At 68.0% G+C, this 24,241-nt stretch carries 15 protein-coding genes and 2 pseudogenes; 12 read left to right on the forward strand and 5 right to left on the reverse strand.

Features of this window, described 5'->3' with window-relative positions; translation table 11 throughout:
* Nucleotides 1-2 precede the first annotated feature (2 nt).
* Both GA0070612_RS16635 and GA0070612_RS16640 read left to right on the forward strand, forming a co-directional pair.
* The gene (locus tag GA0070612_RS16635; RefSeq protein ID WP_088988725.1) at nucleotides 3-371 is read left to right on the forward strand and encodes a hypothetical protein; all 369 of its coding nucleotides are present in this window, start codon (nucleotides 3-5) and stop codon (nucleotides 369-371) included.
* Nucleotides 368-1,741, forward strand: a complete 1,374-nt coding sequence (locus GA0070612_RS16640; RefSeq protein WP_088988726.1) for a caspase, EACC1-associated type — start codon at nucleotides 368-370, stop codon at nucleotides 1,739-1,741. The genes GA0070612_RS16635 and GA0070612_RS16640 overlap by 4 nt, the downstream gene beginning before the upstream one ends.
* 461 nt (nucleotides 1,742-2,202) lie before the next feature.
* Here GA0070612_RS16640 and GA0070612_RS16645 read toward each other — a convergent pair whose 3' ends face one another.
* On the reverse strand, nucleotides 2,203-3,330 hold the full coding sequence (locus GA0070612_RS16645; protein ID WP_231924204.1) for a Fic family protein: 1,128 nt from the start codon (nucleotides 3,328-3,330) through the stop codon (nucleotides 2,203-2,205).
* A 355-nt stretch (nucleotides 3,331-3,685) separates the two neighbouring features.
* On the opposite strand from GA0070612_RS16645, the gene GA0070612_RS16650 reads away from it, so the two are divergent.
* Nucleotides 3,686-3,988: a hypothetical protein gene (locus GA0070612_RS16650; RefSeq protein WP_088988727.1), complete on the forward strand. Its 303-nt coding sequence runs from the start codon at nucleotides 3,686-3,688 to the stop codon at nucleotides 3,986-3,988.
* Entirely contained in the window at nucleotides 3,978-4,481 is a 504-nt protein-coding gene (locus GA0070612_RS16655; protein WP_088988728.1) for a hypothetical protein, read from the forward strand. The genes GA0070612_RS16650 and GA0070612_RS16655 overlap by 11 nt, the downstream gene beginning before the upstream one ends.
* Before the next feature lie 203 nt (nucleotides 4,482-4,684).
* Here GA0070612_RS16655 and GA0070612_RS32815 read toward each other — a convergent pair whose 3' ends face one another.
* Nucleotides 4,685-4,816, reverse strand: a complete 132-nt coding sequence (locus tag GA0070612_RS32815) for a response regulator (protein ID WP_269458260.1) — start codon at nucleotides 4,814-4,816, stop codon at nucleotides 4,685-4,687.
* A gap of 7 nt (nucleotides 4,817-4,823) precedes the next feature.
* Nucleotides 4,824-5,711: a LysR family transcriptional regulator gene (locus GA0070612_RS16665; RefSeq protein ID WP_088988729.1), complete on the reverse strand. Its 888-nt coding sequence runs from the start codon at nucleotides 5,709-5,711 to the stop codon at nucleotides 4,824-4,826.
* A 189-nt stretch (nucleotides 5,712-5,900) separates the two neighbouring features.
* Here GA0070612_RS16665 and GA0070612_RS16670 point away from each other — a divergent pair, with 189 nt between their 5' ends.
* The 8 genes and pseudogenes from GA0070612_RS16670 (at nucleotide 5,901) to GA0070612_RS16705 (ending at nucleotide 20,098) form a co-directional block, all read left to right on the forward strand.
* A complete protein-coding gene (locus GA0070612_RS16670; protein WP_088988730.1) occupies nucleotides 5,901-6,701 on the forward strand; it encodes a GNAT family N-acetyltransferase in 801 nt (266 codons plus the stop codon).
* Nucleotides 6,702-6,937: 236 nt separating this feature from the next.
* A pseudogene (locus tag GA0070612_RS16675) lies at nucleotides 6,938-7,582 on the forward strand (ABC transporter permease); the annotation flags it as partial.
* Nucleotides 7,583-7,809: 227 nt separating this feature from the next.
* Nucleotides 7,810-9,363, forward strand: a pseudogene (locus GA0070612_RS16680) (TlrC/CarA/OleB/SrmB family ABC-F type ribosomal protection protein); the annotation flags it as partial.
* Nucleotides 9,364-9,440: 77 nt separating this feature from the next.
* Nucleotides 9,441-11,018, forward strand: coding sequence for an FAD-dependent monooxygenase (locus tag GA0070612_RS16685; protein WP_088988732.1), 1,578 nt, complete (start codon nucleotides 9,441-9,443; stop codon nucleotides 11,016-11,018).
* 107 nt (nucleotides 11,019-11,125) lie between these two features.
* Nucleotides 11,126-12,409, forward strand: coding sequence for an MFS transporter (locus GA0070612_RS16690; protein ID WP_088988733.1), 1,284 nt, complete (start codon nucleotides 11,126-11,128; stop codon nucleotides 12,407-12,409).
* On the forward strand, nucleotides 12,342-13,208 hold the full coding sequence (locus GA0070612_RS16695; protein ID WP_157742502.1) for a GNAT family N-acetyltransferase: 867 nt from the start codon (nucleotides 12,342-12,344) through the stop codon (nucleotides 13,206-13,208). Before GA0070612_RS16690 ends, GA0070612_RS16695 begins: the two co-directional genes overlap by 68 nt.
* A gap of 1,253 nt (nucleotides 13,209-14,461) precedes the next feature.
* Complete coding sequence (locus tag GA0070612_RS16700) at nucleotides 14,462-17,494, forward strand: family 16 glycoside hydrolase (RefSeq protein WP_088988735.1); 3,033 nt, start codon at nucleotides 14,462-14,464, stop codon at nucleotides 17,492-17,494.
* Between the two features lie 477 nt (nucleotides 17,495-17,971).
* A complete protein-coding gene (locus tag GA0070612_RS16705) occupies nucleotides 17,972-20,098 on the forward strand; it encodes an MMPL family transporter (RefSeq protein WP_231924205.1) in 2,127 nt (708 codons plus the stop codon).
* 95 nt (nucleotides 20,099-20,193) lie between these two features.
* Here the strand turns inward: GA0070612_RS16705 and GA0070612_RS16710 are convergent, their stop codons facing one another.
* Entirely contained in the window at nucleotides 20,194-21,096 is a 903-nt protein-coding gene (locus GA0070612_RS16710) for an IS5 family transposase (protein WP_088988737.1), read from the reverse strand.
* A gap of 195 nt (nucleotides 21,097-21,291) precedes the next feature.
* Nucleotides 21,292-24,084 carry an AfsR/SARP family transcriptional regulator gene (locus tag GA0070612_RS16715; protein WP_088991556.1) on the reverse strand — a complete coding sequence of 931 codons (2,793 nt, stop codon included), beginning with the start codon at nucleotides 24,082-24,084 and terminating at the stop codon, nucleotides 21,292-21,294.
* Between the last annotated feature and the right edge of the window lie 157 nt (nucleotides 24,085-24,241).

A 24,241-nucleotide genomic window follows, 5' to 3' on the forward strand; every position in this document is an offset into this window, starting at 1 on the left:
TGATGAGTCTGATTCAGATGTCTGTGCGGGTGGGCTGCTCGGAGTTGGACGCAGATGGTGTGAAGGACCTGACCGCTGGGCTTCGACGGGAGGTTCTCACCACGGATGTAGCCGGCGCAGAGTGGGCTACGGCTGGGGATGCTCCGGCCGGGGCTAAGTCTGGGATCGCGGTCGCGGCTGGTGCGCTAGCGGTGACGCTGGCGCCGATAGTGGTCGAGAGCCTGATGGGCGTCATCGCGTCGTGGCTGAGCCGGCAGCCGGCCGACGTCGAGATTGAGATCGACGGCCGCCGGTTCAAGGGGCGTGTGTCGAAGGCGCAACGCGACGAACTCGTCGCCGCTTATCTGAACCGAATGAACAGCAGGTCATGACAGAGGCAACCCGCAAGCGTAGGGCGTTGCTGATCGGTTGCGGGACGTTCACCGACTCGTCGTTGGTACAGCTCAGATCGCCTCGTCGCGACGTCGAGGATATGACCCGCATGCTGTACGAGGCGGGGTACGCGCAGGTGTTTGCTGACGTTGACTGCACCACCCGTGCGGCGCAACGTGCCATCGAAGCATTCCTGCTTGAAGCCCGAGTTGATGATGCCCTGAACTTGATCTACTTCTCCACGCATGGGCTTCAGGACCGTCAGGGTAAGTTGTACTTCGCGTTCACTGACACCGAGAAGCAATACCTGAGTGCTACTGCGGTGGGTGCCGAGTGGGTACGTGACCGCATCTATGACAGCCGCTCAAAGTCCACGCTCATCCTTGTCGACTGTTGCTTCAGCGGGAGTTTCATCACGGGCATGCAGGCCCGTTCCAGCGGCGAACCCGACGTTGACGTACTTGTCCGAGGCTTACCTCAGGGCAGCGGGGTCGCGGTACTTACCGCGTCGGGTGAGCATGAGGCTAGTTTCGAAGACGTCGAATCAGCTACGGCGCGAGCCTCCTACTTCACAGAAGCCGTTGTAGATGGCGTCGCCACCGGTGCCGCAGACCTGAACCGCGACGGTCGGATCACTGTCGATGAACTCTACGAGTATGTCTACCTCCACGTCGTGAACGGGCCGTCGCCTCAACGCCCACGCAAACTCGGAATGGGCGAGGGGACGATGGTGGTTGCTGAACCACTGGGCCATCGGGGTTCCATACCCCAGGCAGCACCCCCGCCGCGCAGAACCGCCGCGCCTGTTCTTCGAGCGCGAGGTGTACTCGGCTATGCGGCGTTTGATGGCCAGTCCGTCGTCATCGGCAAGGATGGCTTCGGGCCCGTCATGAAGGGCGAGCGCCGCCTACACGTCAGCGATGTCGCCGGGGTCTCGTTCAGGCCGGCAACCTCCCTGCACTATGGCTACCTACAAGTGATCCAGAGAGGCGTCCAGCCAGCACCGATCAGCCGATTCGGACCTGGCGCGGGACGACCTCCCATGGAGGACGGTGCCTCAGTCTCCTTCGCCAGATCCGTCAACGCCGAGATGCAGCAGATGCGAGATGCCATCGAAGCAGCCATTGGTATCCCGCCACGCGCCCTCAAGGAGTCGACAGCCAAGAACAGCGCTTGGGCGAGACTCGGGCGCGGTCTACTGTGGTTCCTCGGGATCCTCGCCGGACTCCTCGAAGCCATCGTGATAGCCGTGACTGTAACCGACAGCTGGGACGACCACAGTGTCGGCACCGCCGTAACGGCGAATCTCCTTTCTGGTACCGCGGTCCTGGCCAGCGGCCGAGTGCTCTACATGAACCGTCGCAAGTAAGAGAAACAAGCCGTGACCGAGCGACTAAAAAATCACCGGGTCACAGGGCCAGGATTCAATTCGGGTGGCTCGCCCTCCAATGATGGGGGCGAGCCGATTGAAATCTTCAGAGTTGCACCTTCAGGCTGCTATCCTCGCCCTTGCGCAGGGTAATGGCGATCCAGGGTCGAGCCAATCCTGGTCGTACCGTAACCTATGAGTATGTGCACCCAATCTGGTGCACGTCTGCGACGGAGCGGTGTTCAAGTCCCCCCTCGGACACCAAATTTCGTGGAAAATCACGACAAATAGGACAGATTGACTGTCCTGTTTGGGCTTGCTTAGACCCAAATGTTATAAGTCTTGGAAGCGGCTGCCTGGCTATGGTTGGCCGCATTTGTCCAATTCGGTGACAGAGAATGGCGTCTCTTCGGCGCGCAGACGTCGCAGATTCTCGGTGGTGGGCATGCTGGGTCTGCGTCTCAGCGTCGGTACGGGTCGACGATCTCCTTGGGGCGTAGCGCGGGTGCGGCGAGGTCGCGCAGCGTCGGGGAGGTGAGGTAGAACCTGCCTCGGGTCTCGCCGTGCTGTTCGAGCGCGCCTGCCCGGACGAGGGCGCGAAGGTCACGGGTTGCTTGGTCGTCGGTGAGGCTCTCATCGCGCTGATAGAGGGTCCGGCGTACACGACCGCCGGTGGCGGCGAGGTACAGGGCGCTGACGACCCGCTCGGGTAGCCCGTGGCGTCGTACCCAGGTGTCGAGCAGTTCCCAGAGATGTGCGGCCTGATCGAGGCGTTGCCGGACCAGTTGGGCCTGTTGGTGATGGGCGCTCAGGCAGAACCGGATCCACTTGCTGGTGTCGTTCTCGGGCTGCCAGGTTGGGCCCCCGACCTCACCGAGTGCGTCGTAGTAGGCGTAGGTGTTCCGGCCGACGCCGAGCCACTCCTCGATCGAGGAGAACTCCGGGGCGAGGACACCGTCGCGGGCGAGCACAAGGGTGTGTAGACAGCGCGACATCCGACCATTCCCGTCCCGCCAGGGATGGATCTTGACCAGGTTCAGGTGAGCCATGGAGGCACGCACGAGCAGCGGGGTATCCGGTTCGCCGTCGGCCAGCCAGTCGATCAGCTCGGAGATCAGCGACGGAACATCGTCGGCGTCAGGCCCCGTGTAGACGCATCGGCCGGTGTGCGCCTCGTCGACATGGATGTCACCTGGACGGAAGCGACCCGGCCACTTGCCGAGCTCATGCCGGAGCATCATGAAGTGCAGCGCGTTGAGCAGCATGTGCTGCCAGGCGAACTCGCGTGAGCGGGCGAGTTGTTGCACGTAGGTCAGGGCGTCCCGGTAACCAGTGATGACTTCCCAGGTTTGCGGGTTCGTCTCCACCGGCTCGTCGCCGGCGACGGCGGCGGCGGCGTCGTCCAGGGATACCTGGTAGCCCTCGATCGAATTCGAGCCCTGGATAGCGTGAGCGATCAGAGTGCGTCGGAGTTGCCCTGTCCAGCGGTGCGGCTCGGCGATCTGATACCGCAGGTTGTCCCGCATGGTGTCCAGTTCGCCGAGCACGCGCTTGTCGTCGTCGGCGAGCGCAGGGGTCCGATACAGCATACGCCAATCCTACAATACTTCCCGTCTAATGCTGGAATCATTTAAGCATTCGTTTGCTGACATCCGTTAAGAAGACGATTGGTTGGCATGTCGATGGGAGGGGCGCGAGGGCGGCACGAGGTCCCGGACACGCTGTGTCTCGTTGAGCACTGTTCGACTGTCATCGTCCGGGTTATGACACGACCCATCCAGCCGAAAGAACACCTCGTCGGTCCACTCGTACCTGCTGCCCTGCCCGCGCGTGCGGGTTCAAGCCCGATGCCGATGCCAGCTCTACCCGCCCAGATGCTCGCCTCCGGCGATCATCGGCGCCGCCCTGATGCCGTGGATGGCTCTTCCGGCCCGCTGTGGCCGGGTGAGCGCGCAGCAGCTCCTGCGCGCACTGGACTGGTCCCCGCACCACCGCATCGACATTCAGCCGCGCCGCGGCATGCTCGTCATCCGCTCGGCTAGCGACGGCCGCCATCAGGTGGGCAGCCGAGGGGACCTACCCTTGCCGGCGAATGCCCAGCACATGTGTCGCATCGGGCCCGGTCAACCCGTGCTCCTTGTGGCTATCGTCACGCACGACCCGCTCGTCGTGCATCCCGTCAGCACCGTCGTACGCCTGCTCGCCGACCTGCACAATCACCTGGCGGGAGCCGGCAATGACCGCTGACCCCACCGCCATCGCTGCCGCTCGGCAAGTCCTGGCTCACCTGGGCGTCACGGTGACCGATCTGCAATCGCACCCCGCGACGCCGGCCGTTCTGCCGACGGTCGCCGAGTACCTGCCCCGTGTTGTTGCCGCTGCCGGGCCCGGAGCGCGCCGCACCTACGGCACCTACTGGGACCGGATGGCCGCCGCGTGGCCCGAGCGGCCCTTGGACTTCGTCACCGCCAGCGACGTCGAGGCCCTCAAACAGGCGATGATCACCAGGCTGACGGCTGCAGAGGGGCGGCCCGCAGGCGCGCGCCGAGTCGCCACGGTGCAGGCGAGGGCGTGGAATTCTCGGGACCGGATTTTGCTCCGGGCGAGTCGGCTGCTTCGGGTTGCTACGCCGTGTTGTGGACAGCGGGGGTCATTGCGCGTCTCGCCGGGCTTGTTTGGCGGCGAGTTGAGCGGACTTCCGCGCGGCTTGCTCCATCCGTCCGCAGGGTGCTTTGGATGATGGCGTCGATGCCTCCCCTTGCTCCGTCGGATAGTTGCTCGATGGAGCGTGTCATCACTTGGACCTTCGCGTTGACCGGTTTCGGGTCAAGGAAGTAGCCCGCTCCGACGCTGAAGAAGTTGGCCAGGGCCGTCAGGGTGGCGGCTGTGGGGTTGTCGTGCGCTCCGATCCTGAGCTTGCGGATGTTCTTCAAGAGCCGGGCCTCAGGCGGCGCTGGGCTCGGCGGGCAGGCTCGCGGCGTGGCCGTAGAAGCGGTGGATCTGCTCGACGACGCGTTCGAAGTCGCCCAGGTCGATCGGCTTGGTGACGTAGGCGTTGGCGTGTAGGCGGCGCAAGGCCCGACTACGTCGTTCGCTGCGCATTGGTGACGACTTGAACGAAGGCGCGTACCAGGGCATTCTCTCCGCCGTTGCGCCACACCGGCGCGTAGTGCAGCACCGGTCTGTCTGTGATGGGCAGGAAGGTGATGTCGCCTCGTTGCCGGGTGGCTGCCACGTCCGATCCGATCGGGGACACGACGCTGCCGCCGGCGATCGCTCGGAAGGCCTCCTCGAGGGTGACGATGGCCAGTCCGCGTCGGATGGGCCGTCCCGCTGGGGTCGTGGACGGGGTGTGCGCCTCCCACACGTAGTCCGGAATGGGTCCCTCGGGGTAGACCACCGGGTGATCGCCGAGATCCTCCAGCTCGACGCTGCCCCGGCCGGCCAGCGGATGACCGGCGGCCACCGCCAGCACCAGCTTCTCCCGGTGCAGGACCGGCCCGACCGTGAGGTCGGGCTCGCGGATGGGCAGCCAGAGGATCCCGATGTCGACCGAACCGGCCCGCAGCGGCCCGAGCGGGTCGGTCGGCAGGATCTCGCGCAGGCGCAGCTCGCACTGCGGGTGCCGCTGCCGGAACAGGTCGAGGACGGCCTCGACCGACTGGTAGTGGGTGGCCATTGTGCCGATGGTCAGCGTGCCGGCCTGGCCGCGGGCGGTGGCGGTGGCCTCCTCGACGCCGGAGATGATCTCGCTATAGCCGGCGCGGAGACGGTCGCGCAGCCGCTCGCCGAGCGGGGTGAGGCGAACAGCACGGCTCGTACGCTCGAAGAGGCCCCCGCCGATCCGGCGCTCCTGCTGTTTGATCGACTGACTGACGCGCGACTGGGACACGTGCAGACGCTCGGCCGTACGACCGAAGTGAAGCTCTTCGGTCAGGGTCAGAAAGATCTCGATATCGCGCAGCTCCACCGGACGGCCCTGTCTCCGATCATCGTGCCTGGAACTGGGCAGTCTACGGCCGCGACGAGGACGGGCGGCGCGAGCGTGGCGCGGACCACCGGCCGTCGCAGGTTCTGTCGGCGATCGATTACCGCTGGCTAATGCGGCGATGTGATCTTCTGCGTTGTTCGGCCGGGGCGGCCGGGCGATGGTGGACGCATGAGCGAGAGCGTGATCGACATCGTGGCGGCGGCGGATCATCTCGGCACCCCCCGCTGGCACGCTGTGACGTCGCCCGGTGCGGTGGCCGGGGTCGCCGACCTGCGTCCGGTCATGCCGTTCGAGTACGAGTTGCCAGTACCGACCGCCTCGCAGCCGGACACCCTTGAGCTGAACCTGTACGTGCAGCCGCAGTGGCGTCGTCGAGGGATCGGATCGCGGCTGCTGGCCGCCGTCGGTGCACACGCCGTGGGCCGGCGGTTGATCGTGCAGACAAGCGCGGGTTCCGCCGCGCGGTCGTTCTGTGAGCAGCACGGATTTCGGCGCATCGGATCCGAGAGCCGCGAACTGCTCACCTACTGCGATGTCCACCATGCCTGGCTGGGTGAGTTGGTCGATGTCGAGCACCCCGGATACCGACTGCGTCACTGGACCGGGGATCCGTGCGGCGCGACCAGCGTCGAGCAACTGCTCCGGCATCCGAGCAGGCCCGGTGCCGCGGCGGTGAGCGCCGCCGAGTCGGACGGCGGGGTGGTCGCCTATGTCGTGGCGACGACAAGCGCACTGCCGCAGTTTCGCGCCCGCCAGTACGGCCCTGCCGTGCTCGTCGGGCATCGCGGCCGGCGGCTGGGGCTGTGGGTCAACGCCGCTCTGCTTTTCCGACTACGCGAGATCCATCCACATGTCGAGGAGATCGAGACCCGCACCGCCGACGAGGACTCCGACCTGGTCGCCCTGCGTCGACACCTGGGCTTCCGCCCATTCGGGCGGCGTCTCCGCTACGAACTCTCCCTGCCGTAACCGGCGGCCATGACTCCGTTCCAGTGGCACGTCCGAGCCGACCTGTGCCCGATGAAGAGAGGTTCGTCATGAAAGATCCTGTCCGCCTGCGGATGTGGGCCGCCCCGGTCGGGAGCCGAGACCCGCCCGGTGATCCCGGGCCGCCACCCGGCGGTCGCCACCTGCCCACGTCACCATCAAGGAGCTCACCACGGTGTTCGTCAACCTTTCCACCCAGGACAAACTCGCTCTTCGCACGGCTGATGTTCGTGTACATGTTCGGCGGCGCCTTCAGCGTCGGCGTGGACTACATCGACTACGCGACGCCGGGCCTGATCCTGCTGGCCGTCTGCTACGGGCTGGGAGCCACCGCGACGGCGGTGAACTCCGACATGACCAAGGGCATCATCAACCGGTTCAAGGCCATGGACGTCTCCCGCGCGGCGGTGCTGGCCGGTCACGTCGTCACCAGCGTGCTGACCAACGTGATCGCCATCGCGGCGCTCGTCGGAGTGGCCTTCCTGCCGGAGTTCAGCCCGCAGGCGGGCCTGACCGACTGGCTCGCCGTCGGTGGTGTCGTCGTTCTGCTCGCGTTCGCGGCGGGCTGGTTCACGGTCGCGCTGGGACTGCCGGCGAGGTCGCCGGAGACGGCGGGCATCGCCGCCGCGCCGCTGGTCATGCTGCCGGTCTTCAGCAGCGCGATCGTCCCGGCGGGGAAGGTGGGGCCGGGCCTGTGACAGTTCGCCGAGTACCAGCCGTTCACGCCGATCATCGAGACCGTGCGCGGCCTGCTCGACAGCGCGCCTGACACTACCGACGCGGCCGTCGCCATCGCCTGGTGCGTGGCCATCGCCCTCGTCGGCCACCGGTGGGCGCGTGCCGGCTTCACGAAGTGGTCGTGACCCCGGCCGGTGTGGGGCGTGTGAGGCGCCACCTCGGTGCACGTAGCCCAACGAGGCGGCGCCGCAACCGGTCGAGAGCCCTCCGTCGGCACCCGGCTGTCGCGGCCGAACGGCCGTCACCACCATGTCCTTGTCCGCCTGCCAGATCAGGAGGCGTCTTGCTCACGTCGCAACTCTCGCTGCATGACATCACCCGCCGCTACGACGAGCGCTCCGTGCTGGCCGGCATGTCCTTCAGCGTCAAACCGGGCGAGAAGGTCGGCATCATCGGCGACAACGGCGCCGGGAAGTCGACCCTGCTACGCCTGATCGCCGGGGTGGACCGACCCGACAACGGAGACCTGACAGTGATCGCACCAGGAGGTGTCGGCTACCTGGCCCAGTCGCTCGCGCTGCCGCCACATGCCTCAGTCCAGGACGCGATCGACCTCTTCCTGGCCGACCTCCGCGAGCTCGAGTCGCTGATCACCCGTACCGAGGCAGCGTTGAGTGGTCTGTCGAGGGCTGAACTCGTCGCCGGCCTGGACCACTACGCCGGGCTGGTCTCCCGTTACGAAGCACGGGGCGGGTACGGGGCGGACACCCGGGTCCAGAAGGCGTTGCACCGGCTCGGTCTGCCGCATCTGGACCGTAGGCGGGCGCTGGGCACCCTGTCCGGTGGGGAGCGCTCTCGGTTGGCGCTGGCTGCCACGCTGGCCTCCGAGCCGGAACTGCTGTTGCTCGACGAGCCGACCAACGATCTCGATGATCAGGCCGTGGGCTGGCTGGAGGCGCGCCTGCGGCAGCACCGCGGCACACTGCTCGCGGTCACCCATGACCGGGAGTTCCTCAGCCGGGTCACCGACACGATCCTGGATGTCGCTCAGGGCGCGGTGACACGCCACGGCGACGGCTACGACGGGTACCTGACCGCCACGGCCGCCGAACGCCGCCGTCGGCTACAGGAGTACGAAGACTGGCGCGATCAGCTGGCCCGTAACCGTAAGCTCGCTGCCGCCAACGCGTTCCGTCTGGAGGCGATCCCGCGCAAGGCGCCGATGGCCAAGTTCGGGCACGGTGCCTTCCGTGCCCGCGGCCGTGATCACGGTGCGATGGGACGCATCCGCAACGCCAAGGAGCGCATCGAGCGTCTCACCGCAAACCCGGTCGCGCCGCCGCCCGACCCGCTGGTGTTCTCGGCCGGCATCACCGGCGTCGACGACGACGCCCCGGAGACGGTTGCCGAGCTCACCGAGGTTCGCGTCACCGACCGGCTGTACGTGCCGTCACTGCGGATCGGCGGCACGGACCGGTTTCTGGTCACCGGGCCCAACGGGGCGGGCAAGTCCACCCTCATCCGGGTCCTGGCGGGAGAACTGTGCCCGGACGATGGAACGGTACGGACCCAGGGCCGGATCGGTCACCTGCGGCAGCAGATGACGCCGTGGCCGCCGAACCTGACCGTGTGGGAAGCGTTCGCCGACGGGCCCGCTGGTGACCTGGACGAACTGCTGTCGCTGGGCCTGTTTCGACCGACTGACCTGCGGTTGCGGGTGAGCGAGCTGTCGTACGGACAACTCCGCAGGCTCGAACTGGCCCGTCTGGTCAGCAAGCCGGTCGACCTGCTGCTCCTGGACGAGCCGACGAATCACCTCAGCCCTGCTCTGGTCGAGGAGTTGGAGCAGGCGCTGGTCGACTACCCGGGCGCGGTGGTCGTCGTCACCCACGACCGCCGGATGCGGGCTCGGTTCGCCGCCGCCACGCACCTACAGCTACGTGCCGGCCACGTGGAACAACTCAGCGAGAGGACCGCTGACACCGGCACCTGCCGCGACGGCGGTGCCAGAGGCGAAGAGAAATCAGAGGGGAATGACGAGTGATGGAGACTGACGTCATCATCGTGGGCGCCGGTCCGGCGGGCTTGATGTTGGCCGGGGAATTGCGCCTGGCCGGAGCCCAAACGGTGGTGCTGGAGCGCCACCCGCAGCCGCGAGACATCCCGAAGGCCAGCGGCCTCGGCGGGCGGATCCTGGATCTGCTGCGCCACCGGGGAATTCTGGAGCGATTCGAGGAGGCCAGCAGCAATCCCCAGGTGGCCCCTCGATTTCCGTTCGGCACCATGCACCTGGACTTCACGCACCTGCCGGATCCGCCGATGCGGGCGATGCCGATTCCGCAGCGGGAGGTCGAGCGACTGCTCGAGGAACGCGCGCGGGAACTCGGCGCCGACGTCCGTCGCGGACACGACGTGGTCGGGGTGACCCAGAACGATGCCACGGTGACCGCGGACGTGCGTGGACCGAACGGGCCTGACCGGGTGACCGCTCGATACCTGGTCGGTTGCGACGGCGGGCGCAGCCGGATCCGCGACCTCGCGGGGATCGCGTTCCCCGGCGTGACCTACCCGGAGGTCAACAGGCTGGGCCAGGTCACCGTGCCCGACTCGGTGACGGTGCTCGACAACGGCGACATCGATGTCCCCGGGCTGGGCCGGATCCGCGCGGGATTCACCCGGACGGACCGCGGGGTGTTCGCGTTCGCGATCACCGCCGGCGTCCTGTTCATGCAGATCACCGAGGACGAAACCACCGAGTACGACGACGACGAACCGCTGACTCTGACCGAACTCGCGGAGAGCGCTCGCCGTGTGCTCGGCGCGGACTTCCCCCTGGGGGAACCGATCCGGCTCTCGCGCTACACGTTCAAGGATCGCCAGGCCGAACGCTACCGCCACGGGCGGATCATGCTGGCCGGCGACGCAGCCCATTTGTTCCCCGCCACCGGTACGGCACTCACCGTCGGCATGCTCGACACGGTCAACCTCGCCTGGAAGCTGGGCGCCGACATCCACGGCTGGGCGCCGGCCGGCCTGCTGGACACCTACCACGACGAGCGCCACCTCGCCGGCGCACGCGCACAGCTGCAGACCCGAGCCCAGGCGGCCATGAGGCGCGGACACGACCCGGCCGCCGAAGCGCTCCGGCAGGTCTTCCAGGAACTGATCGTCGACGAGCCGGCGCTGCGCCGGATGGGAGCACTCGTCGCCCATGCCGACATCCGCTACCCGATGCCCGGCGCCGGCCACCACGCCTTGGCCGGCGCCTTCGCACCCGACCTCACCCTGCACACCGATCGGGGCATCACCAGCGTCGCGGAACTCATGCACACCGCGCGGCCCGTCCTGCTCGACCTTGCCGACCGCCGCGAGCTGCGCCAGATTGCCGGCGACTGGGTCGCTCGCGTCGACATCCGCACCGCGAAGACCGACACCCGACCGGCAGACGCCCTCCTGATCCGCCCCGACGGGCACGTCGCCTGGGCCGCGACGCTCGACGAACCCACCGTCACCGCCGGGGCCACGTTGCGAGACGCGCTCTCCCGCTGGTTCGGCACACCGCCAATGAGCAGGGAAGTGCCGGCTGTCGAGTACGGCTGCTCGAACGGGACGGCGTCGTGAAGGCGGTACGGACACCGAAGGTGCGGGGGACAACGGGGGACGCGGTTACAGACGCCGATCGATCTGTTCCACCCGGCACCGCGCGAGCGGGTCGAGGGGGGTGCCGGATGACCGCAGACCTGCGGAGGTTGCCGGTCGGGTTCGGGCGGCTGTGGGCTGCACAGACGGTGTCCTCGCTCGGTGACGGGGTGTCGCACGCCGCGCTGCCGCTGCTCGCGTTGATGGTGACGCGGGACCCGATGGCGCTCGCCGTCGTCACGGCCGCCGGGACACTGCCATGGCTGCTCTTCGGGGTGCTCGGCGGTGCGCTGGTGGACCGCTGGGACCGCCGACGCACGATGTGGGTCACGGACGCGGCGCGTGCGGTGCTGCTCGCGATACCGGCCGCAGCGGCCGCGTTCGACGTGCTGAGCATTCCGTTGCTCGCGGCCGTCGCCTTCCTGCTCGGCCTCGGCGGACTCTTCTTCGACACCGCCGCCAGCGCCTACCTGCCGGATCTGCTCGGCCGCGACAGTGCACTCCTGGAGCGAGCCAACTCTCGCCTGCGCGGCGCGCAGACCGCCATGTCCGGCTTCGCGGGGCCACCCGCCGGGAGTGCTCTGCTCGCGCTCGGGCGCGCGGTTCCGCTGTTCGTCGACGCGGTGTCGTTCGCGCTCTCCGCACTGCTCGTACGGTCGCTGCCCGCCATGCCGCGGCCTGTGCCGGAGATCCGCGAGTCGCTGCTTCGGCAGGCGCGGGCCGGCGCCTCGTACGTCTTCCAGAACCGGTTGCTGCTCGGGCTCGCGCTCCGCCCGGCGGTCGGGAACATCGCCTTCCTCGCCGTGGGCACCGTCCTCGCACTCTTCGCGCACGACCGCCTCGGCATCGACACGTACGGCTTCGGCCTGCTCCTCACGGCGGAGGCCACCGGCGGCCTGCTCGGTGCGGGCATCGCCGCACACCTTGGCCGACGACTCGGCACCGGCACCGCGCTGACCTGTACAGCCGCCGTCGAAGGGTTTGCCATCCTGGGCCTGGCCGCCGCACCGAACCCGTACGTGGCCGGGCTCGCGCTCGCCGTCTGCGGGACCGGGATGGGCGCCACGATGGTGCTCGCACCCTCCTTGCGGCAGGCGATCGTCCCCGCTCACCTGATTGGTCGGGTCACCTCCACCTCCCGCATGCTGGCCATGTGCGCCGCCCCGTTCGGGGCGTTCCTCGGCGGCTGGCTGGCCACCACCTTCGACGTACGCACGCCGCTCTACGCCGCCGGCGGTCTCCTCCTCGCCATGACCGCCGTCACGTCGACCATGACCAGCAACCGCCGGGTCGAGGCGGCGCTCCGTGGCTCTTCCGACCGGGAGAGCCAGACCCAGGACAGCCGCCCCGCCGACGCGGTCATCGCTGCCTGAACTACCGGAAGGGCATCAGATGCTCTACTCGACCGCACGCGTCGTCACCGACCGCCCCCACCGCTACCTCAAGCAACTGGTCTCACACATGGGGCGCACGGTGCCCACCGAACTCGACCAGGAGCGCGGGTCCATCACCTTCAGCGTCGGCAGCTGCCTGCTCGTGGCCTCGACCGCCCACCTCGACTTGATAGTCAGAGCCGACGCGGCGGACGACATCGCGGCGGTGGCGGACACCATCACCCGCCACCTGCTGCGATTCGCGACCAGAGACCCGCTCACCGTCGACTGGCTGCCCCTGGTGCGACCCGCCAGAACCGAGGACGACGCCGCTCTCCTCACCCTCAACCGTTCGGCGTGGACCGTCGGCTCGGAACTACCCTCCACCCACGCCGAGCAGCGAACGGCCTACTTTAACGAACGACGGAAGCCCGAGACGCACCTGGTCGCCGCGCTCGGCGGCCAGATCGTCGGCACCGTGAGCACCCACCGGAGGGTGCCGTTCCCGGAGGGGGCTCACGTTTTCGGCCTGTGGAATTTGATGGTGGCCGAGCAGGCCCGTCGCATGAGCATCGCTTCGGCTCTGCTCTCGGCCGCCGAACGGCTCGCCGGCTCACACGGTGCGAAGAAAATCGGACTGCGCGTCCTGGGGACCAACACCGGCGCCATCCGGCTCTACGAACAGCACGGTTACGCCGTCGAAGGCCGACACGCCGACGAGTTCCTGATCGACGGCACCTACGTCGACGACATCAGCCTGGGCAAGTGCCTGACGCCGTCCTCACGACAGAGCGTCTGAGGTAATGACCAGACGCGCCAGCCGGGCGTTCTCCGCCCGTAGCCGCTCCACCTCCCGGCGAAGATCGACGAACTCGGCCACCGCATCCTCGCGCATCGAACTCCGAGCACCCCGACGCCGGCCCACTATCCTCCACCGATGGCCTCGAAGGGGACCACCGTGCTGAAGGCGATGATTGAACTTGTGCGGTCGCGTGTACCGTGCCTCGTCGCAATAGGAATGGGCCCGATTCGCGGCGTCGAGAATCCTTACGGACCGCAACGCTTCCGCGTGTACCCAGATCATTGCGGTAGGGTGAGTTATGCGGCAATCTATGGGCATGTGTACCCGATTGGTGCGCATGTGTCACGTACAAGAGTTCGAATCCCCCTCGGACACATTATTTCCACACGAACTGTGATGGTTGTTCGTGTGTTGCGTGATCCCCGTCCCGTGGGGCGGGGATTTTTGCTGTCGTGGCGAGGAAGCTCCCCGCCAGGGTGAGCGGGTAGATCGCGGTTCGGCTTCGATGGTCTACGCGTGGTGGTCACACACAATGATCATGTTGTTGGTGCGTAGGTAGGCGGCAAGCTTTCCGGGTCGGGGTTGCGCAGTGCGGGATGGCGACGGTGTAGCCCGCGGTCGTGTCGGATGCGGTCGAGCAGGTGATCTCGCCGGATGTAGAGGATCGTCGGTTGGGCGGAGGTCCTGGGGCGGGTGCTCGGGTGTCCGTGGCGGCATCGGTAGCCGGTTCGGCTGTGTATACCAGTGGGAGTCCATGACGCGGCCGCACGCGCCGCAGCAGGTCACTCCGGCCAACACATAGCGGTGGGGGACGCCGTCGGTAGGGGTCGGTGCGCTGTGGATTGCCTGGACGGCGACGAAGTGTTCTTCGCTGACCAGCGGAGGGTGCGCGATCTCGCGGGAGATGACCCAGCCGGTGGAGGCGGTCCACCGTTGGATCTCGTGGACCCGCTCAACCCGGGCGACACTGAGCGCCCTGCCCGGCCGGCGAAACGTGCAACCACCGGAGCCCCCGGGCCGACCATGCGAGGCATTGAAACATCACGATGACTCATATATAGTAACCCGACGGGAAAGCGCTTTCCTAGACCGACTTTGGGAATGTCTCCGAAGCGTTAGCAACCTGCTCCGTGGAGAAGATGACGCGGCGGCGCGCGTCCTACCTGCGTCAGGCAACTACCTGATCCCACCCCTGTCATCCGGGCCGGCGTGTGCGCTGCTGCGCGGATGCGAGCGCGAGAAGGATTGTCATGAGCTTTCAAGCCGTCCCAGAGGTCGCCCGCCGGCGGCGCCGGGCGCCAGTCCTCGTTCTGGGGCTGAGTGTATTGCTGCCATTTCTGTTGGTGCCTGGTCAGGCACACGCCGCGATCCCACCGCAGGATCCCGGGGTCACATTGCGCACCTACAACCTCGGAATCGATCGGTCCGTACTCTGCACGCTCAAGCCCGGACAGACTCCCAACGTCGACAAGCTGATGCCGGTGATCGACTGGTCGACCCAGGCCGACTTCGGAGTTGCCGACAGGTTCCACACCCAGGTCATCGCGAACATCAACATCACCACGGCCGGCTCGTACGTGTTCCGGCTCACCAGCGACGATGGCTCCCGCTTGCGCATCGACAGAAGCACCGTCGTCGACAATGACGACGCGGACAGCACGTTCACGACGGTCATCGACCACGACGGCCTTCATGGCGCGTCGCCGAAAGACGGCACCATCGACCTGTCCGTCGGCTATCACAAGCTGCGCATCGAGCATTTCGATAACACCAGTGGGCAGGCGCTCAGACTCGAGTGGCGGCCACCGGGATCCACACAGTTCTCGCTCGTGCCGACCACGGCGCTGAGCACCGAGGCCGGAGTGACCCGGGTGACCGCACCTGGCACCAAGGAATGCGTCGAGGGGGTGGACAGCCCGGGGGACGGGCTGCCACTGGACGCGGTGCATCCCAATTACACGCTGACCAATCTGCGTCCCAGCGGGTTCGAGCCAAAAGTCACCGGGATGGACTGGCTGCCCGACAACAGGCTGGCCATCACCACGTGGGGCGGCGACTACGGCACCACTACGCCGCTTGGCGAGGTCTATGTGCTGGGCAACGTCACCGGCACCACCTCTGCCGCGCAGGTGACGGTGAAGAGGATCGCCACAGGGTTGCAGGACCCCATGGGAATCAAATATGTGGACGGCAAACTGTACGTCGCGGAGCGCTACGGGCTGATCGAGATGACCGATGCCAACGGCGATGACATCATCGACAGCAGGCGAACGGTGGCGACCTGGCCGTTCGGCGGGACCTACCACGAGTTCGCGATCGGCCTCCTGTACAAGGACGGCTACTTCTACCTCAACCTGTCGGTCCAGATCACTCCTGGCGGACGCTCCACCAAACCGCAGCTCGCCAACAATCGCGGCACCGCGATCAAAGTCAACAGGGCGACCGGACAGGTCGAGTACACGGCAAGCGGATTGCGTACCCCGAATGGCATAGGCTGGGGCCCCGAAGGCGGCATCTTCGTCACCGACAACCAGGGCGACTGGCTACCGGCCAACAAGCTGGTGCATCTCAAGCCGGGCCGGTTCTTCAACCACTACAACGATCCGGCCGGTCCGTTCGACTCGAACGCGGTCACACAGCCGGTCCTGTGGCTGCCGCACAACGAGATCGCGAACTCGCCGAGCACACCGCTCATGCTCACCCAAGGCCTGTTCGCCGGCCAGATGCTGTTCGGTGATGTCACCTATGGCGGAATCCAACGCGGGTATCTGGAGAAGGTCAACGGCGAGTACCAGGGTGCGGTCTTCCGCTTCACCCAGGGACTCGAGGCCGGCATCAGCCGGATCACCCTCGGCCCCGACGGTGCGATCTACGCGGGCGGCATCGGCGGTGGACAGGCCAGCAGCAACTGGCGTCAGCAGGGCAAGCTCACCTTCGGTCTGCAAAAACTCACCCCCAGCAGTAGCAACGCCTTCGACATCCTGGCGATGCGGGCGGTCGCCGGTGGCTTCGAACTCGAATACACCCAGCCGTTGTCGGCCGCAACGCTGAGCGCGCTGGCGTCGCGGTACGCCGTACGGCAATGGCGTTACACCCCGACCTCCAACTATGGCGGCCCGAAGGTCGACTTGGAAACACTGGGCGTCACTTCGGCCATCCCTTCGGCCGACGGCAAGAAAGTCACGTTGCGGATCAACGGCTTGAAGTCCGGGCGGGTGGTGTACGTGCACTCGCCGCGGCCGTTCAGTTCGGCTTCGGGGCAGTCCCTGTGGAGCACGGAGGCCTGGTACACGCTCAACTCTCTGCCCGGTGGCCCCTACGAAGCCGAGTATGCGGCGCTCAGCGGCGCGACCGCAGGGTCCGAACATTCCGGTTACAGCGGAACCGGTTACGCCGACTTCGCGGCAACCGCCAACACCGGCGCATACACCGAATGGACAGTCAACGCGCCGAGCGCGGGAACCTATTCGCTGGAATTCCGTTACGCCAACGGCGGAACCGTCGACCGGCCTCTGGCCATCGCGGCCAACGGCACGACTGTCAGCCCAGCGCTTTCGTTCCCGCCGACGGGTGCCTGGAACACCTGGCGAACCGTATCGCTGAGCACAACGCTGCCGGCGGGGCAGAGCAAGATCCGTGCGACCACGACGGGTGCCAACGGCGCCAACCTCGACCACGTCGTCGTCGCTCCGGTATCTCGCATCCCCCTGTTCGACGGCACCGACCTGGCGGCATGGGAGAACACAAACGGCGGCCCTGCGACCTGGCCGGTGGCCGGCGGATCCATGGAATCGCTTGGCGGAAACATCCGTACCAGAGCGAAATTCGGCGACTTCAAGCTGCACGGCGAGTGGCTGCAACCCGCCTACCCGCCTGAGGTCACCGGACAGGCCCGCGGCAACAGCGGATTCTATCTCCAGGAACGCTACGAGATTCAGGTGCTGGACTCCTACGGTGACACGACACTGGCCAACAACGAGGCCGGAGCCATCTACCTCAAGCGTGCTCCCGACCGGAACATGGCCACCGCGCCCAACACATGGCAGACGTTCGACATTACGTTCCGCGCGGCGCGGTTCAGCGCGACAGGCGCGAAACTCGAAGACGCCAGGGTCACGGTGGTGTGGAACGGCGTTGTCGTCCACAACAACGTCGCCATCAACGGACCCACCGGAAACGGCCAGCCCGAAGGGCCGACGCCTGGCTCCATAGCCTTGCAAGACCACGGCGACCCCGGCGAGAATCCCCGCTTCCGCAACATCTGGATCGAACCGCTGAGTTGACGCACACTCTGGTGTCGCCGCCGGTTCCGTGCGGCGGCACCAGAGTCCTGCGTGTCCGCCGGACCGGGCCACGTTGTCGGAGTACGGGTCGGCGGCGGTGATGAGGTAGACGTCGCATTCGGTCGCCCGCTGGATCACATCGGCGAGGCCCGGGTGTTACCGGTCGTCAGGGTTCGGCGACCGCCGTAGTGGTACGAACCCGCCCGGGCGAGTTGCGCCGTGATCTTGGTGGCAACTCCTCGCCGGGGAAGAAACGCTTGCACACATCTGGCGCGGCGTCGATGTCGCTGACGCCGATCGACCGAGGTTACCGCGCCAAACGATCGTCCAGCTGATGGAGCAAGTCGTCGATCGCGTCGCGGCGGCGATCGTCGCAGCAGCTCACAGCAGGACCTGCGCACCATTGCTAGACGAGGGCAGTTGATGTTGTATTGGCTACGGCAGCGGCTAGGTCGGTTGCGGCCCGAGGAGGCTGCGGTGCTTGCACTGCTCGGCCGATGGACCGCCACACACCGAATGTGGGTGCTCGCTGGCTGGAGCGTGATCACGCTGGCCGGTGCGATCCTCGGAGGTGCGGTTTACGACCGGACCCAGTCGGTGGACAGTCTGCGACCCGACGCGGAGTCCATGGTCGCGCAGTCGCGCATCGACCGGCTCGACCCGCAGGGGGAGCGGATCGTGGCGGTCATCGCGGGCCGCGACTTCAACGCCATGGCACTGGTGGACAGCGCCACGCGGGTGATGTTCGACATCCGCGCGATCCCGGGAGTTGCGTCCGTCACCGATGCCTACACCGCAGGATCTTCGCAGGTGGCCGCCGATGATCAAAGCTCGCTCGTCGTCGTCGAGCTGCGCCCGAAACTCAGCGACGACGAGGCGCTCGCGGTGGCTGACCAGGTGGCCGCAGCACTGCGCCGCATCGACGCCCCCAGGGTGCTGGTCGGTGGGGAACTGCTTGCCGAGCGGACCTTCGGCGAGCAGGCCGTCAAGGACGCCGCCATCGGCGAGTCGATCGCGCTGGTGGTGCTCTGCGGCGTTCTCACCGTCGTGCTCGGCGGGCTGATCGTAGGCAGTCTGCCGCTGGCGGCCGCGCTCGCCGCGGTTGCCGCAACGCTGCTGGCGCTGAGCGGGCTCGCCGAGGCGATGCCGGTCAGCGAGTACGCGGTCAACGTCGTCACCCTGCTCGGTCTCGGCCTCGCCGTCGACTACAGCCTGCTGATCCTTGCCCGGTTCCGGGAGGAACGCGAGGCGGCCCCTGGGGCACCGGTGGCGGAGTTGCTCGCCGCGACCACCGCGACGGCCGGACGTGCCGTTCTCGTGTCCGGTCTCACCGTCGGTGCGGCACTGGCTGGTCTTTTCGTCTTCGCCGAGCCGCTGCTGGCGGCGATGGCGCTGGGCGGAGCGGTGGTCGTCGGCATGGCCACGGTGATCGGGCTGACCCTGGTCCCCGCGCTGATCGCCGTGGCACACCGGCGTATCCCGCCGCCGCGAGGCGCCCGGACACGGCCCTCGGCGGGCAGCTCCCGTCGCCCGGCGCCGGGTCGGCCGGGCCTGCTGGCGCGGCTGGCGGCGTTCTCGCAGCGCCGTCCCGCCGCGGTGGCGTTGACCGTGACCGCCGGCCTGCTTCTGCTGGCGTCTCCGTTGTTCCAGATCACGCTCGCCAACTCCGACGCACGGTCGCTGCCGGCCGCCACCGAGGAGCGGTTGGCGTACGAGGCCGTCGAACGGGACTTCGCCACCTGGGCCGCGCAGCCGGTCACCGTGCTCATCGAGGCCGGTGCCACCGAGCCGCCGGTACGGGCGTTGCTGCAACAGTTGCGCGACCTCACCGGCGAGAAGGAGCTCGACCTGCGCTCGGACCTGCCCGGCGACGTCACCGTGGTGGACTTGCGCCCGGCCGGCCCGGCGAGCGGCGAACCGGCCCAACGCCTGGTCCGTGACCTGCGGGCCCTCGACATGCCGGTGCCGCTCCTCGTCGGGGGGCCTGCTGCCGAGCTCATCGACGCGCGGGAGTCGACGGCTGCGCGGCTGCCGATCGCGGTGGCCGTCATCGTCGTCGCGACCGGGCTGCTGCTGGTCGCCTTGACCGGTTCGGTCGTCGTACCGGTCAAGGCTATCTGCATGAACATCCTGACGCTGCTGGCGACGCTCGGCGTCCTGGTCGCCGTGTTCCAGTGGGGATGGGGTTCGGCCCTGCTCGGGTTCGAACCCTGGGGGGCTCTGGACATCACCACACCGCTGCTGCTCTTCGTGTTCATCTTCGGGCTGTCGATGGACTACGAGGTGTTCCTGCTCGCCCGGATAAAGGAGGAGTGGGACCGCCGTACCGCCAACGGCCGGATCGACAACGACCGGGCGGTCCTCGCCGGCATCACCGCGACCGGTCCGGTCGTCACCACCGCGGCCGTAGCGCTGGGTATCGTCTTCCTCGGCTTCGCTCTCGGTGAACTGATCGCGGTCAAGGAGATCGGTGTCGGCATGACTGTGGCCGTGCTGCTGGACGTCACCGTGGTCCGTGGACTGCTGCTGCCCTCGGTCATGTCCCTCCTCGGCGCGGCGAACTGGTGGCGTCCGGCCGCACCGGCTATCAGGTCCCGGCCGTAGAGGGGTCCCCTCGTCGAGGCACCGGTCCAGCACTTCCCGCAGCCGGGGTACCAAGGCAAACTTCACCAGGTGCGGCTGGAGTACTAGCCCGTGTTTCATAAGGCTCGGAGGTACTGGTTGATGGCGGCGATGGTCAGGGTGGCTTCGTAGCGGACGGCCAGTTTGTCGTAGCGGGTGGCCATGGCGCGGTGTTGTTTGAGTTGGTTGATGCCGCACTCCACGGCGTGGCGCTGGCGGTAGGTCTCAGGGTTGAAGGCGGGTGGCCGGCCGCCGCGGGAGCCTTTCGCGCGGCGGTGTGCGTCTTGGTCGCGCTTGCTCGGGATGCAGGCCTTGATTCCGCGTCGGCGCAGGTAGGCGCGGTTGGCCCTGGACGTGTAGGCCCGGTCTGCGAGGACCTGTTGCGGGCGGGTCCGGGGCCGACCGGGCCCGGACCGGGTAACGCGGATACGGTCGAGGACCGTGGTGAATTGCGGGCTGTCACCGCGATGCCCGGCCGTGACGACGGTGGCCAAGACCTTGCGGCCCTGTTCGCAGGCAAGGTGAGTCTTGGTGCTCCATCCGCCTCGCGAGCGGCCCAGCGCGTGATCGGCAGGCTCGGTGAGGATCCCGCCGGGTGGTTCTTTCTGCTGGTCGCCGTCACGGCGGGCGCCAGCGGCGTGTTGGTGGGCGCGGCTGATCGTGGAGTCGACGCTGACGCTCCAGTCGATGCGCCCGGCCGTGTCGGCGGCGGCTTGGAGCCCGGCCAGGATGCGGGCCCAGGTGCCGTCACGTTGCCAGCGGCGGAACCACCGGTACAGCGTTTGCCATGGGGCGTAGTTCTCGGGCACGTCACGCCATGGCGCACCGGTGCGTACCCGCCACCGTATGCCGTCGATGATCTGTCGTCTGGTCCACTTGCACGGTCTTCCCCGCGCCGATTCCGCAGGCAGCAACGGGTGCAGATGCTGCCACTGGATGTCGCTCAGGTCATGCCGCGCCGCCGCCGCTAGGCTGGCCACGAGGTCTCCGGTATTCAGGTTTGCTTGGTCGCTAACCCACTTACCGGAGACCTCTTCAGTTATCGATCACCGCCACGCCGTGACCTCACCCGGCCCACGCCCACTTACGAAACACGGGCTAGCGGCCGGACGCCGTCAGCGAGCTGACCTACGCGGTGCCGGTGCCCGGACGGACAGACCGTCCGGGCACCGGTGCTACGGTGCCCCGCCGAGCCGGTCGAGGTCGGCTCGGACCTGCTCGACAGCCGGATGGTCGAGCTGCTCCAGCAGGCTCAGCGCCGCCTCCAGGCAGGCCCGGGCGCCGTCGGGATCGCCGGCCGCCTGACGGGTCTCGGCCAGGTGGCGCAGGATGTCCGCCTCGTTGAACCCTTCGTGAAATCCGCGGACCAGCTCCAGCGCGCGTTCGTAGCATCGGACGGCCTGCGCGTACTCCCCGAGGTGATGGTGGGCGAAGCCGAGACTGTCCCACGCGCCGGCCTCCGCGTTCGTGTCGCCGATCTCCTGGTGGACCGCAACCGCCTGGGTGCAGAAGGCCAGCGCTCGCCGGTGCTCGCCGAGCATCACGTGTAGCCAGCCGAGGTTGTTCAGCGCCATCGCCTGCCCGGGCCGATGGTCGACGTGCTGGTAGAGCGTCAGGGCCTGCTGGTTGAAGTCGAGCGCCTCGGCCCAGTGGCCACGCTGGTGGCAGATCCAGCCCAGCCCCCGCGCGATGTCCGCCTGTCTGCCCTCGTCGCCCAGCTCACCGAAGAGCGCGAGGGCCCGCCGCTGATTGTCGTACGCGTCGTCGAGCAGCCCCAGTTGGGTGCCGGCGAGGCCCAGGCTGCGGTGGGCGTGTGCCTGCCGCAGGGGGTCGTGGAGTCGCCGGGCCGCGTCCAGTGCCAACCGCTGGGTCTGCGCCCAGTCCCGCCAGTGCCCCTGGTAGTCGAGGAAGGTTTCCAGCGTCCACGCCAGCTGCCAGGTGTGCTGGTCGAGCCCCTGCGTGGCGGTGTGCTCCACGGCGGCGAGCAGCATCGGGTGCTCGCGTGCGAACCAGGCCAGCGCCTCGTCCTGGCCGGTGAACTCCTCCGCTGTCTCCTCGGTCGACGCGGGATCCGCGACCACCGGCTCCCGTTGCGGATCGAGCACCCGCGCGGCCCGCCACGCGGTCTCCAGGTAGTGCTCGACGAGCCGGCGCAGGGCGGCGGCGAGCAGCTCCGGCGGCTGGTCGCGGTGCGCGCGGTCGGCGGCGTACAGGCGTACCAGGTCGTGGAGGCGGTAGCGCTCCGGCCGGTGCTGCTGGACCAGGTGGTGGTCCTGCAACGTCTGCAACAGCAGTCGGGTCCGGGACGGCGACAGATCGGCCAGGCGCGCTGCCGCGGCGAGCCCGATCTCCGGCCCGGGAGCCAGCGCCAGCAGGAGGAACAGCCGGTTCGGTGCGGCGGCGAGGCGGTGCTGGGAAGCGGCGAACACCGCCCGGAGGTCGGCGGTCAGGTCGCCGGCGTTCAGCGCGTCGAGCCGGGTCGCCTCCTCGCGCAGTTCCCTGGTCACCGCGTCGAGCGGCAGGTCCGGCTGCATCACCGCCCGTGCGGCGATGATGCTCAGCGCCAGCGGCAGCCCGCCACAGCGCCGGACGATCTCCCGCAGACTGTCCTCCGCGGCGTCCGTCCGGCCTCGGCTGAGCAGCCGGGTCAGCAGCTCGTGGGCTTCCTCGCCGTCGAGGACGTCCAACCCGACCCACCGCGCGCCGTAGTTGGCGATCAGCCCGCCGAGCCGGACCCGGCTGGTGATCAGCACGACACAGCCGAGACCACCCGGCAACAGCGGCACCACCTGCTCCATGTCGTGCGCGTTGTCGAGCAGGATCAGCATCTTCCGGCCGGCTACCAGGCTGCGGTAGAGCGCGGCGCGGGCGTCCAGGTCCGCCGGGACCGAGGCTGCCGGCAGCCGCAACCCGTCGAGGAACCCGCGCAGCGCGACCTCGGGGGCCATCGGGCCGGCCGGGTCGAAGCCGCGCAGGTTCACGTACAGCTGGCCGTCCGGGAAGCTGGTCAGGTTGTCGTGGGCCCACCGCAGCGCGAGAGAGGTCTTGCCGACGCCGCCGGGCCCGCCGACGGCGCACATCGCCACCGTCTGGTCGGCGCCGTCGCGGACGGACAGCACCCGGGTTAGCTCCGCCAGTTCGCGGGCGCGGCCGGCGAAGTGGGGCGGCGGTGCGGGTAGTTGGCGGGGAACAGTCGCCTCACCGGCCGCGATCGCACCGGCCGGCTCCCGCAGCTCCGTGTCGCCCTTGAGGACGTCCGTGTGCAGCCGTTGCAGCTCCGGCGTCGGGTCGACGCCGAGGGAGTCGGCGAGACGCCGCCGCAGCCGGTCGTACTGGTCGAGCGCTTCCGCCTGTAGACCGGAGCGGCTCAGCGCGAGCATCAGTTGACCGACGAGCCGCTCGTCGAGTGGGTGATCCTCGACGCGCGCCATCAGATAGGGCGCCAGCGCGGCGTGCTGACCGTGGCGCAGAGCCAGGTCCGTCCGGTCCCGGTCGACGGCGACCCGGTCGCGCTCCCAGGCGGTCCGCAGGCTGTTCGCCCAGGGGGTGTCCAGCGGGGTGAGCGGGTCGCCGCGCCAGAGGTTCAGCGACTCCTCGAAGATTCGTAGGGCCTGGCTGGCGTCCGGCGTCGCCCGGGCCAGCCCCGCCAGTTGGTAGAACCGGTGCAGGTCCACCGAGGCGGCGTCGGCGGCGAGGAGGTAGCCGCCGGACTGCCGGATGATCTGGATGTCGTCGGCAGGCGTGAGGCAGGCGCGCAGCCTGGACAGGTAGCTGTAGAGCGTGGCCTGGGCCCCCGCCGGGGCGAGCTCGCCCCACACCCGGTTGATGAGTTGTCCGACCTGGACGACCTGGTTGACATCGACGAGTAGCGCGGCCAGAACGCAGCGCTGACGGACGTGCCCCACGTCGAGCGGATGGCCGTCCACCTGTGCCTGGAGATCACCGAGCAGGCCGAATTCCGTGGGCATCAGCACCGTTTCCTCACCCGGACGCAGCGTCCGGAAGCCGCGTCAGCCGGAGCGATTCAAGCTTGTTCAAGGATTGTCCAAGCTCGATGAGCTACGCGGCGTCCCCTGTCCACGGCTCGGGACGTGGGTTGACCCCGTCAGGGTTGTCTGGTCAGCC

It is taken from the genome of Micromonospora chokoriensis, assembly GCF_900091505.1.
GTDB lineage: Bacteria > Actinomycetota > Actinomycetes > Mycobacteriales > Micromonosporaceae > Micromonospora > Micromonospora chokoriensis.

Excerpts from the sequence above, each read along its gene's own strand:
- GA0070612_RS16685 (WP_088988732.1), top strand. The coding sequence starts at position 9,441 with ATGGAGACTGACGTCATCATCGTGGGCGCCGGTCCGGCGGGCTTGATG.
- GA0070612_RS16670 (WP_088988730.1), top strand. The coding sequence starts at position 5,901 with ATGAGCGAGAGCGTGATCGACATCGTGGCGGCGGCGGATCATCTCGGC.
- GA0070612_RS16715 (WP_088991556.1), bottom strand. The coding sequence starts at position 24,084 with ATGCCCACGGAATTCGGCCTGCTCGGTGATCTCCAGGCACAGGTGGAC.
- GA0070612_RS16635 (WP_088988725.1), top strand. The coding sequence starts at position 3 with ATGAGTCTGATTCAGATGTCTGTGCGGGTGGGCTGCTCGGAGTTGGAC.
- GA0070612_RS16690 (WP_088988733.1), top strand. The coding sequence starts at position 11,126 with ATGACCGCAGACCTGCGGAGGTTGCCGGTCGGGTTCGGGCGGCTGTGG.
- GA0070612_RS16645 (WP_231924204.1), bottom strand. The coding sequence starts at position 3,330 with ATGCTGTATCGGACCCCTGCGCTCGCCGACGACGACAAGCGCGTGCTC.
- GA0070612_RS16655 (WP_088988728.1), top strand. The coding sequence starts at position 3,978 with ATGACCGCTGACCCCACCGCCATCGCTGCCGCTCGGCAAGTCCTGGCT.
- GA0070612_RS16700 (WP_088988735.1), top strand. The coding sequence starts at position 14,462 with ATGAGCTTTCAAGCCGTCCCAGAGGTCGCCCGCCGGCGGCGCCGGGCG.
- GA0070612_RS16640 (WP_088988726.1), top strand. The coding sequence starts at position 368 with ATGACAGAGGCAACCCGCAAGCGTAGGGCGTTGCTGATCGGTTGCGGG.